This window comes from Caulobacter sp. DWP3-1-3b2 (assembly GCF_049896325.1).
Classification (GTDB): Bacteria; Pseudomonadota; Alphaproteobacteria; order Caulobacterales; family Caulobacteraceae; genus Caulobacter.
In genome coordinates this window covers 1-13,385 of sequence record NZ_JAFCUB010000002.1, presented here as the reverse complement: position 1 = coordinate 13,385, position 13,385 = coordinate 1, and the positions used below count along the sequence as shown (strand labels likewise).

Genomic DNA, 13,385 nt, shown 5'->3' with positions numbered 1-13,385 from the left:
TCTTTCCCCCGAGGCGACATCGTCAGGCCGGTCCGAATCCTCGGGCCAGCCTTCGTTGCCGCGCACGGAGGATTTGAAATGCGCCACTATTCCGTCTTGGCCGTACTGGCCGCCACCACCGCCCTCACCCTGCCCCACCTGGCGCTGGCCGCCGACACGATCGACGCGACCAACGAGGTCGACCAGATCGTCGTCACCGCCGGCCGCGCCGCCGACAAGCTGTCGGAAGTACCCGTCAGCATGACCATCATCGACGCCGAGCACCTGCGCTCGCACCAGGCCGTGGTGATCTCCGACCTGCTGTCACGCACCCCAGGCGTCACCGTCACTCGAAACGGCGGTGTCGGCGGCTCGACCCAGGTGCGTATCCGCGGCGCCGAGAGCGACCAGACCGCCGTGCTGATCGACGGCGTCAAGCTCAACGACCCCTCCTCCACCGGCGGCGGCTACGACTTTGCCACCCAGCTGGCCGGCAATCTCAGCCGCATCGAGGTGTTGCGCGGCCCGCAGTCCACCCTGTGGGGCAGCCAGGCGATCGGCGGCGTTGTCAACATGATCACCGAGACGCCCAAGGGGGCGCTCTCGACCTCCGTCGCGCTGGAAGGCGGTTCGCGCGCCACGGCCTATGGCCGTGTCGGGGTCGGGGCCGGCGGCGACTGGGGCGGCTGGCGACTGGCGGCCGGCTCCTACACCACGGCCGGGATCTCCAACTTCAACGAGACCCGCGGCGGCAAGGAGAAGGACGGCTACCACAACGCCTCGATCAGCGGGCGCCTGGATCTGAACGTCACCAGCGACCTGGCCCTGGACGCACGCGCGTCCTACGCCGCCGGTCGCAACGAGTACGACGGCTCCTCGCCTGCTCCGCCCTATGCCTTGGGCGACAGCGCCGAGTACGGCAGGACCAAGGAATTGGTGAGCTATCTGGGCGGCCGGCTGTCCAGCTTCGGCGGCGCGCTGAACAGCCGCCTGGGCTTCAGCTACACCCAGACCGACCGCGACAACTACGATCCCACCTACAGCCCGTCAAAAACCTTCGACGCCAAGGGCACCGACGGGACGCTGCAGTACCAGGGCACCTGGACCATCAACCCGATCTGGCGCGCGGTGGTCGGCGCCGAGACCGAACGCTCGTGGTTCCGCTCCATCTCGCCGCAATACGACACCGTCGCCGACCGTCACGCGACCGGTATGGACAGCGTCTACGGCCAAGTTCAGGCCAAGCCGATCGCCGGCCTGACCCTGACCGGCGGCGTGCGTCACGACGATCACGACACCTTCGGCGGCGCCACCACCTATCAGGCTGGCGCGGCCTATTCCCTCAATGCCGGCGCGACCGTGGTGCGGCTCAACTATGGCGAAGGCTTCAAGGCCCCGTCGCTGTACCAGCTGTTCAGCCCCTACGGCCCCGACGCGATCAACCGGCTGAAGATCATCCAGGTCGCCGACCTGATGCCCGAAGAGGCCAAGAGCTGGGACCTGGCCATAGAGCACACGCTGCTTGAGGGCCGCCTGCGCGGCTCGATCACCTACTTCGACCGCGACACCACCAACCAGATCGACTTCCTGTCCAACTACGACCTGCCGACCTACGGCTACTACGCCAATACCGCCAAGACGCGGGCCAAGGGGGTCGAGCTGGACGGCGCCTACGAGATCAATACGATGGTCACCGTCTCGGCCAACTACACCAATATGGACGCCACCAACCGCTCGCCGGGCGCCAACTACGGCAAGGACCTGGCGCGCCGCGCCGGCGAAACCGGTTCGGGCGACGTGACGGTCAACCTGCCGGGCGGCCTCAACGGCGGGGTGACGATGCAGTATGTCGGCCACAGCTTCGACAACGCCAGCAACAGCCGGCGGCTGAAGAGCTATGTGCTGACCGACGTGCGGCTCGCCTATCCGATCAATGACACTTTCGAGGTCTATGGCCGGGTCGAGAACCTGTTCGATCAGCAATACGAGACGCTTTATCGCTATGGGACCCTGGGGCGCGGCGCCTTCGCCGGCGTGCGAGCCCGGTTCTAGCCATGGCGACGCCGGCGGCCCTGTTGGGTCACGGCGGTCGGCTGGGCGCTGCGCGGACGGCTTTTCCGGCCGCGCCGACGCCCTGGCTGGACCTGTCGACGGGAATAAACCCCTGGCCCTATCCCATGCCGAACCTTGGGCCGGAAGCCTACTCGCGCCTGCCGGATCCGGAGGCCTTGCGGTCCTTGGAGCGCGCAGCGGCCTCGGCGTTCGGCGTAGATGATCCGGCCCGGATCGTGGCGGCGGCCGGCAGCGAGGCTTTGATACGCCTCCTGCCGCGCCTGCTGCCAGCCCGGAAGATCGCCGTCTCTGCCCAGACCTATGGCGGGCACGCCCAGGCATGGCGGTTGGCGGACGCGGACCTGACGGATGAAGCAGACCCGTCGGCTCACCTGCGGGTGCTGGTCAATCCGAACAACCCGGATGGCCGGATCGTGAAGCCCGCGCAGCTTCTCGCCTCGACCGACGGCCCGCTGATCGTCGACGAGGCCTTCGCCGACACTTCCCCCGCTTCGTCTGCGGCGGCGCAGGCCGGTGCGCCTGGCCATGAGCAGCTGATCGTCCTGCGGTCGTTCGGCAAGTTCTATGGTCTGGCCGGCGTGCGGCTGGGTTTCCTCGTTGCCGAGCCTCGTCTCGCCGCGCGCGTCCGCCAGGCGCTGGGCGATTGGCCTGTGTCGGGGCCGGCGCTCACGGTAGGGATGGCGGCCTATGCCGATCCCGCCTGGGCCGCGCAAACCCGGGCTCGCCTCGCTGCGGACGCCGCTCGCCTAGACGCCCTGCTGATCACAGCCCGGTTCGAGATCGTGGGCGGAACCGCGCTGTTCCGACTAGCCCGCGCCGCCGACGCGCCACGCCGTTTCGAGGCCCTGGCCCGCGCTGGAATCCTGACCCGACCCTTTCCCTGGGATGAGACGCTGATCCGCTTTGGCCTGCCTGGCCCGCAAGCCGACTGGCTCCGTCTGGCCCAAGCCCTGGAGACTTTCCGATGAGCGAAGATCTCAACGCCAAGCATGCCGAGGTCATGCGCGCCCTCAAGGCCGAGCGCGAGGCGATGATGGAGACCAAGACCCTCGAAAAGGGCCTGCTACTGGTTCACACCGGCGACGGCAAGGGCAAGTCCTCGGCGGGCTTCGGCATGGTGGCGCGCCACCTCGGCTGGGGCCTCCAGGTCGGGGTCGTCCAGTATATCAAGGGAAAGTGGAAGACCGGCGAGCGCCTGTTCTTCAAGAAGTTTCCCGACCAGGTCCGCTACGAGGTCATGGGCGAGGGCTTCACCTGGGACACCCAGGACCGCGCGCGCGACGTCGCCGCCGCCCAGGCCGCCTGGCTTGTTTCCCAAGAAATGATCGCCGATCCCAAGCTCGACTTCGTGCTGCTGGACGAGATCAACATCGCCCTGCGCTACGACTATCTCGACATCGACGAGGTGGTGGCGGCCTTGAAGGCCCGTCCCAACGACAAGCACGTGTGCCTGACCGGCCGCAACGCCAAACCGCAACTCATCGAGATCGCCGACCTGGTCACCGAGATGACCTTGGTCAAGCATCCGTTCGAGCAGGGCTTCAAGGCCCAGCGCGGGGTCGAGTTTTGACCGGCCTGACCCGAAGAGCCGCCGTCGGCGCCGGCCTGGCCGTCGGGCTGACGGCCAGCGCGCGCGCCCTGCCGCGCGTCGTCTCGCTCAATCCCTGCATCGACGCGGTGCTGGTCAATGTCGCCGACCGAAGCCAGATTCTGGCGCTCAGCCACTATGCCCGCGACGGCCGGCAGTCGACGATCGCCGCAGTCGCCCGAACCTATCCAATGACCTACGAGAGCGCCGAGGAGGTGATCGCCCTGCGGCCCGACGTGGTGTTGACTGCGGCCCACTCCTCGCCCGCCACCCGCGCGGCGCTGAAACGGCTGGGCGTGCGCACCGAGCTCTTCAAGGTGCCCAACAGCTGGGTGGAGAACCAGGCTCAGATCCGCCGGATCGCGCAGGCGGTTGGGCACCCCCAGCGCGGCGAGACGCTGATCGCCCGGGTCGAGGCGGCGATGGCCCTGGGCGCGCCGCGTCCTGGGACCCGGCCGATCACCGCCCTGGTCTTCCAGCCGAACGGCTTCGCCGCAGGCCACGGCACGCTGGTCGACGAGATGATGCGCCGCGCCGGCTTCGTGAACGTCGCCGAGCGCTATGGCCTGAAGAAGTGGGGCAATGTCTCGCTTGAGCGACTGTTCGACGATCCGCCCGAGGTGCTGCTGGCCGGCCAGGCCTCGCCCCACGCCCCGACCTGGGCTGAACGCATTCTGAACCATCCGGCCCTGGCCAGCGTCGGGCCCCACATGAAGCGGGCGGTGTTTGCCGAGCGTCTGCTCTATTGCGGCGGGCCCGTGCTGATCGAGACCGCCGCCGTCCTGGCCACCGCCCGGCGACAGGTTCTCGGAGAGGCGGCATGATAGGCAAACGGCCTCTGCTGATTGGAGGGCTGTGCCTCCTCGTCATCTTGCTGAGCGGGTTATCCCTTATGGCCGGACGGGTCTGGGTGCCGTGGAGCGCCTGGTCCCCCGCCTCGCACGATCCGCGCTGGGCGATCATCTTCGAGCTTCGTGTGCCGCGCACGATCCTGGCCATCGCCGTTGGCGCCGCCTTGGGCCTGTCCGGTGCGGCCATGCAGGGCTATACGCGCAACCCCCTGGCCGATCCTGGGGTCATGGGCGTCTCTTCGGCTGCCGCCCTCGGCGCCGTGATGACCATGTACCTGGCCGCCAGCCTGGCCACGCCTTGGATGCTGTTCGCCGCCGCCATGGCCGGGGCGGGGATCGGTGTGGCGATGACGTTGCTATTGGCCGGTGGGACGGGTGGGACCATCACCTTCATCCTGGCGGGCATGATCCTCAACGCCGTCGCCAGCGCCGGGGTCGCCCTCGCCTTGAGCCTGGCCCCCAGCCCTTGGGCGGCGCAGGAGATCATCAACTGGCTACTGGGGTCGCTGGCCGATCGCAGCACGGACGACGTGTTCATGGCCCTGCCCTTCATCGGGGTCGGCTGCGGGATCATGCTGCTGCTGGGCCGGGCGCTCGATGCCCTGACCCTGGGTGAGACCGGAGCCAGGGCCCTGGGCGTGAACCTGACCCTGGCCCGCGTGTTGCTGGCGATCGGGGTGGGCATGGCGACCGGCGCCAGCGTCGCCGTCACCGGCATGATCGGCTTCGTCGGCCTGATCGTGCCGCACCTGATGCGACCCTTGGTCGGGAATCGACCTGGCGCGCTGCTGGCGCCCAGCGCTGTCGCCGGCGCGGTGCTGGTGCTGGTGGCCGACATCGTGGTGCGCCTGACGCCCTCGGTCGCGGAGGTTCGGCTGGGCGTGGCCATGGCCGCAGTGGGCGGGCCGTTCTTCCTGGCCCTGTTGATCTCGCTGCGCCGGAGGATGGCATGACCGGAATGAGCGAGAGTGACCTGGTCGCCGATAATGTCGCCGTCACCCTGGGCGGTCGATCGATCCTGGCCGGGATCAACGCCCGGTTTCGGCCAGGCGAGGTCACCGCCATTGTCGGTCCCAACGGCGCGGGCAAGTCGACCCTGCTGGCCTGCCTGGCGGGCCTTCGAGCCCCGGACACTGGGCGGGTCACGCTCGGCCACGCGCCGCTCCTCGCCCTGGCTCACCGCGAGCGCGCCCGCCGTATCGGCTTTCTGCCTCAGACGCCGGAGGTGGCCTGGGCCGTGGATGTCGAGACCTTGGTGGGCCTGGGCCGCACCCCGCACAGCGGCGCGCGCGGCCTCACGGAGGCCGACCGTCTCGCCGTGCGGGCCGCCCTCGTTCGGACCCACACGACCGACCTGGCCCGCCGCGACGTCACCACCCTGTCGGGCGGTGAGCGGGCCCGAGCCCTGCTGGCGCGTGTCCTGGCCGGCGAGCCCGCTTGGCTGCTGGCCGACGAACCCCTCGCCGGTCTCGACCCCGGTCACCAGTTGGACGCCGTCGACCTGCTGCGGGGCTTCGCGGCCGAGAGCGGTCATGGCGTGGTCATGACCTTGCACGACCTGGGCGTGGCCTTGCGCCTGGCGGACCGCGTGATCGTGTTGCAGGGCGGGTCCGTGATCGCCGACGCCGCGCCGCTGGCCGCCCTGACGCCGGAGGTGCTGGCTCGGGCCTATGGCGTCGAAGCCGCCGTGGTGGCCGGAACCGCCGGTCCGCTGATCGAACTGATCGGGCGACGGGATGGCTGACGCCCCGCCCTGGCCCTGGGTGGTCGCCCTGGCCCTGGCGCTGGAGGCGGCGCTCGGCTATCCGGCCTGGCTGCTGCGCCTCGCGCCGCATCCGGTGGCCTGGCCGGCTGCCTTGATCGAGATATTGGAGCTAGGCTGGAACCGTCCGGCGTTCGGCGACCAGGGCCGTCGCTTCCTGGGCGTGGCGGTCATGGTCATCGTGGCCGGCCTCGCGATCGGTCTGGGCCTGGTCCTGCACCGCGCGCTCGCCGGGCACTGGCTCGGCCTCCTGGCGATCGCGCTGATCGCCACGGTCGGCCTGGCCCAGCGCAGCCTTCACCAACATGTCGCCGCAGTCCTGACGGCGCTGCGGGCCGACGACATTTCGACCGCCCGCGTGGCCTTGGCGATGATTGTCGGACGCGACACCGAGCGGCTCGGCGCTCACGAGATCGCGGCTGCGGCGCTGGAAAGCCTGGCCGAGAGCTTCAACGACGGCGTCGTCGCGCCGGCCTTCTGGTTGCTGGTCGGCGGTTTGCCAGGCCTTTTCGCCTACAAGGCCGTCAACACCGCCGACAGTCTGATAGGCCACCGCGAACCGCGCTGGCGGATGTTTGGTTGGGCCGCCGCCCGAGCCGACGATGTGATGAACCTGGTCCCGGCCCGCATAGCCGGCCCGCTGATCGCCCTGGCGGCCGGACGCGGCTGGGCGATCATGTTCCGCGACGCCCGGTTACATGCCTCGCCCAACACCGGTTGGCCCGAGGCCGCCATGGCCGGCGGGCTGGCGGTCAGGCTGGGCGGCGAGGCGCGCTACGAAGGTGTGACCAAGCTTGGAGCCGCGCTCGGCGACGGACCCGCTCCGACCACCCTCGACCTCGAGCGCGGCTTGTCATTGTATCGCCGGGCCTGCGTCCTGCTGTGGATGATCCTCCTGATGATCGGCCTGATCGCCAGGCTTGTGCGATGACACCGCCTCACCTGTCCTGGATATCGCCATGACCGCCCTGCCCGTCGTCGTCCCCGTCAACGCCGCGCTCGAGCCGCAGTTGCGCGCTTGCCTGGACGCGAAGGCCAAACCGCCCGGCTCGCTGGGCCGGATCGAGGATCTGGCGGTGCGGATCGGCCTGATCCAGAACCGGCTCGACCCGCGCATCGCCCGCACCGACCTCTATGTGTTTGCCGGCGACCATGGCCTGACCAACGAGGGGGTCTCGGCCTATCCGTCCAGCGTCACCGCCGCCATGGTCGAGCTCTTCCTGTCAGGTCGGTCCAGTGTCAGCGTCTTCGCCAAGGCGACCGGGGTTCGGGTTCGGGTCGTCGACGCCGGGGTCGACGCCGATCTGCCGGAGCATACTGAAATGATCTCCGCCAAGATCCGGCGCGGAAACCGCAATGCGGCGCGCGAGAGCGCCCTGACACAGGACGAGGTCCTCGCCGCCATCGCCAAGGGCGGAGAGATCGCCCGTGCGGCCGCCGAGGACGGGGCGGACGTCATCGCTCTTGGCGAGATGGGCATCGGCAACAGCTCTTCGGCCGCCCTGATCATGCATCGCCTGGCCCCCGCCGCGCTCGACGACTGTGTCGGCCAGGGCACGGGTCATGACGCCGAGGGCATGGCGCGCAAGCGCGCTGGCATCGTTCGCGCCGCCCTGCGCTCCGACGCCAGCGCGCCACTGGCCGTGCTGACGGAATTCGGCGGTTGTGAGATCGCCATGATGGTCGGCGCCGTGCTGGGCGCGGCGGCCGCGCGGCGGGTGGTGCTGATCGACGGCTTCATCAGCACGGCTGCGGCCCTGGCGGCGGTGCGTCTGGTCCCGGCGGCATTGGACTACTGCGTCTTCGCCCATGGTTCGGCCGAGCGCGGCCACCCGTTGATGCTCAGAGCCTTGGGGGTTCAACCGTTGCTGGACCTCGATCTTCGGCTGGGCGAGGGCACCGGCGCGGCCCTGGCGGCTCCGCTGTTGGTCGCCGCCGCAAACCTGCTGACGGAGGTGGCCGACCTGGCCGACGTGCTGGCGGGACCAGGCTGATGCTTCGCCAGATCAAGCTCTTTCTGTGCGCGGTGCAGTTCCTGACCCGTCTGCCCGCGCCGTCCTTCGCAGACTTCCAGGCGGACTGGATCACCCGTTCCGCGCGCTACTTCCCGCTGGTTGGCATCCTGGTCGGGGCCTTGAGCGCAGGGGTGCTGCTGGCGGCTGGGCAGCTGTGGAGTGGCGCCCTGCCCGCCCTGCTGGCCTTGGCGGCCGGCGTGCTGATCACCGGCGGCTTCCACGAGGACGGCCTGGCCGACACCGCCGATGGCCTGGGCGGCGGCCAGACGCCCGAGCGACGCCTGGAAATCATGAAGGACAGCCGGGTTGGAACCTACGGCGTGTTGGCGCTTGGCCTGGCCCTGGCCATCAAGGTCGCGGCCCTGGCGACCTTGCCCCTGACGACCGCCGCCCTGGCCCTTGTCGCCGCCCACGGGGCTGGTCGCACCGCCGCCGTCGCGGCGATGGTAATGCAACGGCATGTCAGCGATCCGTCCAGCGCCAAGTACAAGCCCGCGCCGGAGGGCGTCCGGCCGTCCGAGCTTTTGATCGCGGCCGTGCTAGGCCTGTGGCCCCTGGCTTTTCTGGGCGCCTCCGGACTGGTCGGCGCGGCCGTTGGCGTTAGCCTGGCCGCGCCGCTGGCTTGGGCGGCGAGACGGCTGATCGGCGGCTATACGGGCGACGTGCTGGGCGGCGTCGAACAGGTCTTCGAACTGGGCGTGCTGATGGGCGTATCGGCCATGGCGGTGGCGCGATGAGCCTGCTGGTCTGTCCGCTCAGCCAAGTCGAGACGGCGCGAGGCCTGCACCGGCCGTCTCACCTGATCAGCCTGCTGTCGCCGACCTCGCCTGCGGACCTATGGCCCGCCGACCACGTCGGGCCTCACCTGAAGCTCGCCTTCCACGACATCGCCGCACCGGCGCCCGACCTGGTCGCGCCCGACGCCGCGCTCGTCGATCAACTGCTCGCCTTCGCCGCGACCTGGGACGAGACCCGACCCATGCTCGTTCACTGCTGGGCGGGGGTGAGCCGCTCCACGGCCGCCGCCTTCATCGTCGCCTGCCAGCACGCGCCTGGGCGGTCCGAACATCAGATCGCCCATGCCCTGCGCGCGGCTGCCCCCTATGCCACGCCCAATCCGCTGATGGTCGCTCTGGCGGACGTCGCGCTGGAGCGAGACGGCGCGATGTCCGCCGCCATCGCCAGCATCGGCCGGGGCACCGACACCTTCGAAGGCGTGCTGTTCGAGTTTTCCGACTTGTCATAGCGCGCAAGCACCAGGCCGTCGTCGCCTCGCCTCGCCTCGCCTCACCATCGGCCGTGAAGCGCAGCCTCGACGATCCTGAGTGGCGGGCGCCTTATTGTCTTGGACCCAAGCCTCGCCTCACGCCGCGCGGCCATGCTCCCTCCGGGGATGGTCCAGACCCTGTCTCACAAGGAAGCCCGCCGCGACCCCGTCGCGCGACGAAGCCCACCGCGTGCTGCTTCGCCGCGCTGCCTGGGCCATGGGCGTGGCCACCGAACGCGACCTGCGCGACTATTTCCGCATGGGCCTGGCCGACGCCCAACGGGGCGTTGCGGAGCTGGTCGAGGCCGGTGAGCTGACGCCGGTCCAAGTCGACGGTTTGGACCAGGTCGCCTATCTGGCCCCGAACGCTCAGAGACCGCGCGCCGTCAAGGCCAACGCCCTGCTGTCGCCGTTCGACAACCTGATCTGGTTTCGCGAGCGGGCCGAGCGCCTGTTCAACATCCGCATAAGGCTCGAAATCTACACGCCCGCCCACAAGCGCACCCACGGCTATTATGTGCTGCCGTTCCTGCAGAGCGAGGCGATCACCGCCCGGGTCGATCTGAAGGCCGACCGCAAGGCCGGCATCCTGCGTGTGCTCTCGGCCCACCGAGAGCCCGCCGCCGACGCCCTGACCTCCGCCGTCCCGGCCGTCGAACTGAGATTGATGGCCCGCTGGCTCGGCCTTGCTGGGGTCGCGGTTGCGACCAGCGGCGACCTCGCCCCCAGCCTGGCCTTGGCCCTGGCCGACGAAATCGCCAGCGATTGACTTTGGCCGGCCAGAGCCTATTTATCCCAAACTTCTGGAGCAGGTCTGGCGAATCCGCGCCGCCCGTTCGCCCAAACACGGGCGGCTCTGGACTTCAGACCAGCGTGATATGACAGAATTTTCCGAACTCGGGCTTTCGCCCACGACCCTCCAGGCGGTCGCAGACACCGGCTACACCACGGCCACCCCAATCCAGGCCGCCGCCATTCCAGTGGCCCTGGCCGGTCAGGACGTGCTGGGCATCGCCCAGACCGGCACTGGCAAGACCGCCGCCTTCACCCTTCCCCTGATCGACAAGCTGATGACCGGCCGCGCCAAGGCCCGCATGCCGCGCGCCTTGGTCATCGCCCCGACCCGCGAACTAGCCGACCAGGTCGCCTCCAGCTTCGAGAAGTACGCCAAGGGCACCAAGCTCTCGTGGGCGCTGCTGATCGGCGGCGTGTCGTTCGGCGACCAGGAAAAGAAGCTGGATCGCGGCGTCGACGTGCTGATCGCCACCCCTGGCCGCCTGCTCGACCATTTCGAGCGTGGCAAGCTGCTGATGACCGGCGTGCAGTTCCTGGTCGTCGACGAAGCCGATCGCATGCTGGACATGGGCTTCATTCCGGACATCGAGCGCATCTTCAAGATGACGCCGCCGAAGAAGCAGACCCTGTTCTTCTCGGCGACCATGCCGCCGGAAATCACCCGCCTGACCAAGCAGTTCCTCAAGGATCCCGTGCGGATCGAGGCCACGCGCCCGGCGACGACCAATGTCAACATCACCCAGTTGATGGTCAAGGTGCCCTCCTCCGACCCCAAGGCCAAGCGCCTGGCGCTGCGGGCCCTGATCGAGAACGCCAAGATCGAGACCGGCATCGTGTTCTGCAATCGCAAGACCGAGGTCGATGTCGTCGCCAAGTCGCTGCGCTCGCATGGCTTCGACGCCGCCGCGATCCACGGCGACCTGGACCAGAGCCAGCGCATGAAGACCCTGGCGGCCTTCCGCGACGGCTCGCTGAAGATCCTGGTGGCCTCCGACGTCGCCGCGCGCGGCCTGGACATCCCGGCCGTCAGCCACGTGTTCAATTACGACGTCCCGCATCACGCCGACGACTATGTCCACCGCATCGGCCGCACCGGCCGGGCCGGGCGCTCAGGCGTGACCTACATGCTGGTCACTCCCGCCGACGACAAGGGCTTCGACAAGGTGGTCAAGCTGATCGGCTCGACCCCGGTCGAAGAGAAGCTGGACCTCGACTATTCCGGCGCCGTGACCGTCAAGCGCGAAGGCGACAAGCGCGGCGGCGGTCGCGACCGTGATCGTGCCCCCCGTGGCGGCGAACGGGGTGGCGGCGGTGGTGGCCGTGACCGCGACCGCAACCGCGCGCCCACCGAGCCCTCGGACGTCGCCGCCGCCAATCTGGAAGCCGCCATCACCGGCGTGCCCGCCGCGCCGGTCGCCTCGACCGTGACCAGCGACCCGGTCGTCAAGCGTCCTGCCCGCGTGCGCAAGCCGCGCGGTGGGAAGGCCGAAGCCGCCCCCGCTATCGACGCTGTCGCCGACGCGCCCGCGGTCCAGGCCGAAGCGCCCGTGGCCGTGGCGGCTCCCGCCGCGCCGGACACCGAAACCGGCCGTCGCGATCGCGGCGGTTCGTCGCGCGATCGGGGTCGCCAGCCGCAGGCAGAAGGCGCCGACGACGACCAGCCGCAGGTCGAGGCCGAACGCGCGCCGCGTCCCGATCGGACTGAAGGCGAGCGCTCCGGTCGTGGCCGCGATCGTGGCCGTGGCCGCGATCGCAACCGCGGCGCGGAACGCACCGAGCAGCCCAGCGTCGAGGCCGTCGAACAACCCTCGCCGCGGGTCGAGGCCGAGCGCGCGCCGCGTCCTGAACGCGCGCCCGAACGCCCCGCCGAACGCGTCGAAGGCGACCGTCCCCCCCGCGAACGCGGCCGAGACCGTGGCCGCGATCGTGATCGTCGTCCCGAGCGCGCCGAACAGCCGCGCCCGGAACAGCCCCGTGTCGAAGCCGAACGCGCCCCCGCTCCACGCAGTGAGCCCGACAGGGCTCCCGTTCGTGGCGCGCCGCTGCCGGTGCGCGGCGTCCAGCCGATCCGCGGCCGTGAAGACGACGACGACCGCCGCGTGGTCGGCTTCGGCAACGAAACCCCCGCCTTCCTGATGCGCGCCCCGCCGCGCCTGCCGCCGGCCAGCGACACGGAAGACTAGAGCATCGCGCGGAAAAGTGGCCACCGGTTTTCCGCAAAAGCGATGCGAAAACAAAAGTCTAGAGCAAGCCGTGCGATTCCTATATCGCGCGGCTTGCTCTAGGCCCGGCCCAACCGCCCAAGATCACGCCCGCCGCTCCAGACCGGAGCGGCGGGCTTTTTCGTGTTGGGCGGACGCGCTTGACTAGAGCATTTCCCGACCTGACTGCGTCAGGCCGTGAGCTCTAATCTTTTGTTTTGAGGCATTTTTCTTCACGCGAACCGGAACCACTTCGCTCGAAAAATGCTCTAGCCCGCAAAAGGTCCGCTTTTCGAGCCGCTGCGCGTTTCTGCTTTCGAGCCGTTGTGGACCTTGCGGCGCCGCTGACCTTGACCCTCTGCCCTCTGGGAGAGGGTCCGAGAAAAGCGGGCTCACGGGGATCGCCTGCGCTCCATCCCCATAAAAGGCCTCCCCAAACCTCAATAATTCCAACGCCCTATAAAATAATCAGCGTCACGACCGCTGGCGCACCCACCACGGCCTCATACTGGACCCTGTCTCCGTCGCGGAGGAGGGCGCTTGGTACCGACCCGAAGCGGCGATGGAGGTGGAACCGAGCGGGGCCGTGCAGGGCCACGCGCGAGGCAGGTGTGGGTTGTCGGAGAAATCCGCCGCCCATCAAAACCTCGCCGGGATCTGCGCGGGTCGACGGGGCCGGGAGTCAAACCGGTCTGTTCCAGGATCTGTCGGAGTCGCTGACGGCCCCTTCCGGGCGACTTTGATCCTGCCCGTCCGAGGGGGAACGTCGATCGGGATGAAACAAGCCCTCAATCGCCGTCCCTCGAGACAAACGGTTTCGCGGAGCGGTCGGTCCACGCCGAAACGCAAACTCT

12 protein-coding genes are annotated in these 13,385 nt (G+C 69.2%); all 12 read left to right on the top strand.

The window, feature by feature from the left end; translation table 11 throughout:
• Positions 1-78: 78 nt before the first annotated feature.
• The 12 genes from ACP7AG_RS01465 (at position 79) to ACP7AG_RS01410 (ending at position 12,513) form a co-directional block, all read left to right on the top strand.
• Positions 79-2,031: a TonB-dependent receptor plug domain-containing protein gene (locus ACP7AG_RS01465; protein ID WP_426029531.1), complete on the top strand. Its 1,953-nt coding sequence runs from the start codon at positions 79-81 to the stop codon at positions 2,029-2,031.
• 2 nt (positions 2,032-2,033) lie between these two features.
• Positions 2,034-3,020 (top strand): threonine-phosphate decarboxylase CobD, encoded by a 987-nt coding sequence (gene cobD / locus ACP7AG_RS01460; RefSeq protein WP_426029530.1) that lies wholly within the window; start codon positions 2,034-2,036, stop codon positions 3,018-3,020.
• Positions 3,017-3,622, top strand: coding sequence for a cob(I)yrinic acid a,c-diamide adenosyltransferase (gene cobO / locus ACP7AG_RS01455; RefSeq protein ID WP_426029529.1), 606 nt, complete (start codon positions 3,017-3,019; stop codon positions 3,620-3,622). Before cobD ends, cobO begins: the two co-directional genes overlap by 4 nt.
• Positions 3,619-4,464, top strand: a complete 846-nt coding sequence (locus tag ACP7AG_RS01450) for an ABC transporter substrate-binding protein (RefSeq protein WP_426029528.1) — start codon at positions 3,619-3,621, stop codon at positions 4,462-4,464. Before cobO ends, ACP7AG_RS01450 begins: the two co-directional genes overlap by 4 nt.
• Complete coding sequence (locus ACP7AG_RS01445; protein ID WP_426011509.1) at positions 4,461-5,444, top strand: FecCD family ABC transporter permease; 984 nt, start codon at positions 4,461-4,463, stop codon at positions 5,442-5,444. The genes ACP7AG_RS01450 and ACP7AG_RS01445 overlap by 4 nt, the downstream gene beginning before the upstream one ends.
• Positions 5,441-6,235: an ABC transporter ATP-binding protein gene (locus ACP7AG_RS01440; RefSeq protein ID WP_426029527.1), complete on the top strand. Its 795-nt coding sequence runs from the start codon at positions 5,441-5,443 to the stop codon at positions 6,233-6,235. The genes ACP7AG_RS01445 and ACP7AG_RS01440 overlap by 4 nt, the downstream gene beginning before the upstream one ends.
• Positions 6,228-7,184, top strand: a complete 957-nt coding sequence (gene cbiB / locus ACP7AG_RS01435; protein ID WP_426029526.1) for an adenosylcobinamide-phosphate synthase CbiB — start codon at positions 6,228-6,230, stop codon at positions 7,182-7,184. The genes ACP7AG_RS01440 and cbiB overlap by 8 nt, the downstream gene beginning before the upstream one ends.
• A gap of 28 nt (positions 7,185-7,212) precedes the next feature.
• Positions 7,213-8,247, top strand: coding sequence for a nicotinate-nucleotide--dimethylbenzimidazole phosphoribosyltransferase (gene cobT / locus ACP7AG_RS01430; RefSeq protein WP_426029525.1), 1,035 nt, complete (start codon positions 7,213-7,215; stop codon positions 8,245-8,247).
• On the top strand, positions 8,247-9,005 hold the full coding sequence (gene cobS, locus ACP7AG_RS01425; RefSeq protein WP_426029524.1) for an adenosylcobinamide-GDP ribazoletransferase: 759 nt from the start codon (positions 8,247-8,249) through the stop codon (positions 9,003-9,005). Before cobT ends, cobS begins: the two co-directional genes overlap by 1 nt.
• A complete protein-coding gene (locus ACP7AG_RS01420) occupies positions 9,002-9,514 on the top strand; it encodes a tyrosine phosphatase family protein (RefSeq protein WP_426029523.1) in 513 nt (170 codons plus the stop codon). Before cobS ends, ACP7AG_RS01420 begins: the two co-directional genes overlap by 4 nt.
• 79 nt (positions 9,515-9,593) lie before the next feature.
• Positions 9,594-10,304, top strand: a complete 711-nt coding sequence (locus ACP7AG_RS01415; protein ID WP_426029522.1) for a DNA glycosylase AlkZ-like family protein — start codon at positions 9,594-9,596, stop codon at positions 10,302-10,304.
• A 109-nt stretch (positions 10,305-10,413) separates the two neighbouring features.
• The gene (locus tag ACP7AG_RS01410; RefSeq protein WP_426029521.1) at positions 10,414-12,513 is read left to right on the top strand and encodes a DEAD/DEAH box helicase; all 2,100 of its coding nucleotides are present in this window, start codon (positions 10,414-10,416) and stop codon (positions 12,511-12,513) included.
• The last annotated feature ends 872 nt before the right edge of the window (positions 12,514-13,385 follow it).

Bases quoted from the DNA above. Each gene is read 5' to 3' on its own strand.
- ACP7AG_RS01420 (WP_426029523.1), top strand. From the start codon at position 9,002: ATGAGCCTGCTGGTCTGTCCGCTCAGCCAAGTCGAGACGGCGCGAGGC.
- ACP7AG_RS01445 (WP_426011509.1), top strand. From the start codon at position 4,461: ATGATAGGCAAACGGCCTCTGCTGATTGGAGGGCTGTGCCTCCTCGTC.
- cobT (WP_426029525.1), top strand. From the start codon at position 7,213: ATGACCGCCCTGCCCGTCGTCGTCCCCGTCAACGCCGCGCTCGAGCCG.
- cobO (WP_426029529.1), top strand. From the start codon at position 3,017: ATGAGCGAAGATCTCAACGCCAAGCATGCCGAGGTCATGCGCGCCCTC.
- cbiB (WP_426029526.1), top strand. From the start codon at position 6,228: ATGGCTGACGCCCCGCCCTGGCCCTGGGTGGTCGCCCTGGCCCTGGCG.
- ACP7AG_RS01465 (WP_426029531.1), top strand. From the start codon at position 79: ATGCGCCACTATTCCGTCTTGGCCGTACTGGCCGCCACCACCGCCCTC.
- cobD (WP_426029530.1), top strand. From the start codon at position 2,034: ATGGCGACGCCGGCGGCCCTGTTGGGTCACGGCGGTCGGCTGGGCGCT.
- cobS (WP_426029524.1), top strand. From the start codon at position 8,247: ATGCTTCGCCAGATCAAGCTCTTTCTGTGCGCGGTGCAGTTCCTGACC.
- ACP7AG_RS01410 (WP_426029521.1), top strand. From the start codon at position 10,414: ATGACAGAATTTTCCGAACTCGGGCTTTCGCCCACGACCCTCCAGGCG.
- ACP7AG_RS01440 (WP_426029527.1), top strand. From the start codon at position 5,441: ATGACCGGAATGAGCGAGAGTGACCTGGTCGCCGATAATGTCGCCGTC.